The 3,631-nt window shown below is 56.7% G+C and carries 4 protein-coding genes and 1 pseudogene; 3 read left to right on the forward strand and 2 right to left on the reverse strand.

Features of this window, described 5'->3' with window-relative positions; genetic code table 11:
• Positions 1-370: 370 nt before the first annotated feature.
• Positions 371-664 carry a hypothetical protein gene (locus tag ACXRVY_RS20185; protein WP_223458929.1) on the reverse strand — a complete coding sequence of 98 codons (294 nt, stop codon included), beginning with the start codon at positions 662-664 and terminating at the stop codon, positions 371-373.
• Between the two features lie 115 nt (positions 665-779).
• On the opposite strand from ACXRVY_RS20185, the pseudogene ACXRVY_RS20190 reads away from it, so the two are divergent.
• Positions 780-1,031: pseudogene (locus ACXRVY_RS20190) on the forward strand (SCO family protein); the annotation flags it as partial.
• A 71-nt stretch (positions 1,032-1,102) separates the two neighbouring features.
• Here the strand turns inward: ACXRVY_RS20190 and ACXRVY_RS20195 are convergent.
• Positions 1,103-2,083, reverse strand: a complete 981-nt coding sequence (locus ACXRVY_RS20195; RefSeq protein WP_223458926.1) for a GlxA family transcriptional regulator — start codon at positions 2,081-2,083, stop codon at positions 1,103-1,105.
• 102 nt (positions 2,084-2,185) lie between these two features.
• Between ACXRVY_RS20195 and ACXRVY_RS20200 the strand changes: the two genes are divergently transcribed.
• Positions 2,186-2,854 carry a DUF1326 domain-containing protein gene (locus tag ACXRVY_RS20200; RefSeq protein ID WP_223458924.1) on the forward strand — a complete coding sequence of 223 codons (669 nt, stop codon included), beginning with the start codon at positions 2,186-2,188 and terminating at the stop codon, positions 2,852-2,854.
• On the forward strand, positions 2,851-3,631 hold a 781-nt coding region (locus tag ACXRVY_RS20205; RefSeq protein WP_458238076.1), incomplete at its 3' end, for a DUF2182 domain-containing protein. The genes ACXRVY_RS20200 and ACXRVY_RS20205, both read left to right, overlap by 4 nt.

Consider the following 3,631-nt stretch of genomic DNA (forward strand, 5'->3'; position numbering starts at 1 on the left):
ACCCTGCGCTGCGTAGTGGCTCGGTAAATCGCACGCTCATCTCGATGGATTCCTGTACCCAATCGAACGGCAGCCAATGACTTCAATTCTGGATTGGCGGCGCCCAGGCAGGCGTCGATTTCACGGCTCTCCGGACATTTTCAGACAGAAAGGGACCTAGGGGGCGTTCTCAATTACATCGATCTCTTTTTCGAGGTAATGAGGGTCGACGTCAGCGTTTATAGGCAATGGTGCGATCGAGGTGCATTTTGAAGCCAGGCTTTTGCCTCATTAAGAGCCCCAGTGTTTGTCTGCATGGTGTGTAGCGTTAGGCTGCTTCACCACGCCCTGAGGAAGTCAGTCAACCTTGATCAAGATTCTTGAGCAGCCGTTAACCGGGCAGCTTACCCAACTTACCGGAGTCGGAACTCAGATCCGGCTGTTGCCCAGACCAGGCGGCAGGCGATTTCATTTTCAGGAACCAAGATGTGCCCCCCCCTTCCCACCACCGCGCCAATGACAGTCCGAGCTCAAATGCATTGAGACTCTGCAGCGCCCCGACGAGCTTGGCAGTGTTCATATCCACACAGAAATAACGCGCAGGTGAACTTCTGCATCGAATCTGATTTTCGGCTATTTGGCCGACCTCAAATTTGAGATGCAGTACTTCTCGAATCTTACGCATGGATAACCGCTCCACGACGACCTCTCTGCTTCGATAAAAGAGGTCGATGGTAGTGAATTAATCCTGCGTCGCTGCCTGCCTTTCGGGTGGCCGGATGGCCGTGGAATCCGCACAGAACGCTTACGCCAAAGGTTTTGATTCGTCATTTGTTGCACTTTCCGGGACCTTGGAGGAAACGGCGGCAACGGCCAAAGAATTCGATGTGCGCTATGAAAAAATCCCCAGCGGGTCAACATACACACTGTCTCATACCACTACGAGCTACGTGTATGACTACGGCGGTACGCTGCGCCCTGGATTGTCGCCATCGCTTTCGGCACAAGAGTGCGCACAAGATTTGCTGAACCTCATGGAAATATGCGAATGAGCTCAACGTTCGATCAAAATCAAATGGACAACAAAACGATGAGCAAGCACCGTCGAGAATAGAACCTTGGCCTAGGCTCGGTTCACGCTAAATCGTTGCCGATACTCACCGGGCGTTAGCCCTGTAACCCTGACAAAAATTTTGCGGAACGCGCCAGGGTCGCTGTAACCAACTTCCCACGCAATAGCCTCGATCGGCAATGTACTGAATTGCAGCATCTCACGGGCACGGCCAACTCGCAGCCTCTGGCAATAATCGATGGCGGTGAAGCCTGTGGCCTTGCGAAAGCGTCGCAGGAAAGTTCTTTCTTCCAGGCCCGAGCGCAGAACCAGCGACGCAAGGGCCGTATCTTTCGCACCTGTCGCCTGTAGCCAATGCTGGACTTTCAGAACCGGGGCGTCGCCATGAGTAAGGTTTGGAGAAAAAGCACTGTAGTAGCGCTGCTCTCGGCCGGGCGGATCTACAAGCAAATAATGTGCGGTTTCCGCCATGATGACCGGCCCTAGAAAACGGTCGACCAACTTCAAACCGAGATCAATCCACGCCATCAGGCCCCCTGCGCTGATGATATCGCCGTCATCAATGACAAGCCGATCGATATCAAGATGCGCGTCGGGAAACCTTTGCCGAAACAAGTCGGCATGGTCCCAGTGCGTGGTGACCGATCGCCCCGCCAGCAGACCGGTTTCAGCCAACAGGAAAGCCCCTCCGCAGACAGAACACAACGTTGTGCCCGCGCGATGATGGCCGAGGAGCCAGTCAACAAACGGTGCAGCTTCCTGCGACGAGACTTGCGTACCCAAGCGAGGTGGCATCAATAGCACCGTAGGAGACCCGCCGGCCTCCCTCGCCTTCTCCCCGACTCTGACAGGTGCGCCACTGTGGCCCTCAACCTGCCATTGGCTGACCTGCAGGAAAACGCCCGCCTCTTTGTAGTGCTGCGCCGCAAAGCGATCCGCAACCGCGAATAGATCAATCAAACCATGCACGGCCGCAAGCTGTACGCCAGGGAAAATGACGATGCCGATTTCAATTGGGAGAGGTCTGGTCATGTGTCGGTATTTACCCTGTTTATGTCGATATCGCCACGAGACACTATCATGCCTGCGAATCATCATGTCAAAAGCTTCACCACCAAACGAAAGGGGGAGGAGATGACAAACGAAGTAGCAACAGTCGCAACTCCAGAGTGGCGAATTGCAGGTGAATGGCTGGACGTCTGTTCGTGCAACTCACCGTGCCCATGCACATTCGCTCAGCCTCCCACAGGCAATCATTGCGAAGTGCTGTGGGCGTACCGAATCAATGAGGGTCACTACGGCCCGACGCCCATGGCAGGCCTGAAGGTGGTCCTGCTCGCAAACTTCACCGGCAACCTTTGGGACGGCGCTTGGCTGGATGCAGGCGTATTCCTCGATGCTGCCGCCGACGATGCACAGCGAGCGGCCTTGGCGGCAATTTTCACCGGCCAGGCCGGCGGCTGGATGACACAGTTCGTACCAACGCACGTGCGTGAGCTCAGGGGTGTCGAGTTTGCGAAGATTTCAGTCGACATCGAGAGCACGCTCGAACACTGGCGGGTGACCGTCGACGACAAGGTCGAAGCGAGTGGCCAGGCCATGAAGGGGCCGACCTCCGATCCGACCAAGCTGCTGCAGAGCTTCAATCCACCCGGCAGTGAAGTCGGTCCCACCGACGCGCCCGTGACCTGGGGCAAGAGCGTTGCAGGCCGTTGGAAGGCCTTTGGATTCGATCAAAAYATCCCGGCCGGCCAAGCGAGTAAGCACATCCCCTTCGACTGGCACGGACCGGACGCACCATGATGAAATCGGTCCTCTGCGCTTCACGATCCGCAGCTTCTGCGCTCGGGCGGGGTCAAGCGGGCCTGGGCTGGACGATAGTTATCGTTGCGCTCAGCCTCGCCGCCTGGTTCGAAATGCTGGTGGTCATGGGTGACATGGATGAGGGGCCAGGAACCCCGCTACACGGCTTACCCGCCTACCTTATTGGTTGGGTCGTCATGTTGACAGCAATGATGCTGCCGTCAGAACTCAACTACATTGCGGCGTTTGCCGCCATGCTGAAGTCCCGTGGAGGAAAATCGCTCGCACGAACGCGGCGCATGGCTTGCTTCATCGCGGGCTACGCAGTCGCCTGGATCGGCTACGGACTTGCAGCCTATCTGCTGGATTATGCGATTCGTGCCCTCAGCCTCGAGTTTCTTGCGTGGAACCGCGCTGGTCCCTATTGGGCTGGCGCCGTTTTGATTATCGCAGGAATCTTCCAGGTCTCGGCCTTGAAAAATGTTTGCCTTACGGGATGCCGTTCGCCGCTGTCCTTTTTCGCTCAATATTGGCGAGGGGGCGATTTCGGGGCTGTTCTGATGGGCGCGCGACACGGCATGGTCTGTGTGGGCTGCTGCTGGGCGATGATGGCGGTGATGTTCGCTGTCGGCGTCATGAGTCCTGCCTGGATGGCGTTGCTGACCCTGTTGATGTTCGCTGAAAAGGTACTGCCCAGTGGGCATAAGCTCGCGATTCCAATCGCCGTGTTCCTCGGCGCCATGGGGATCTGGATGGCGCTGTCACCCGATACAGTAC

The organism is Pseudomonas sp. P5_A2_2, assembly GCF_054177685.1.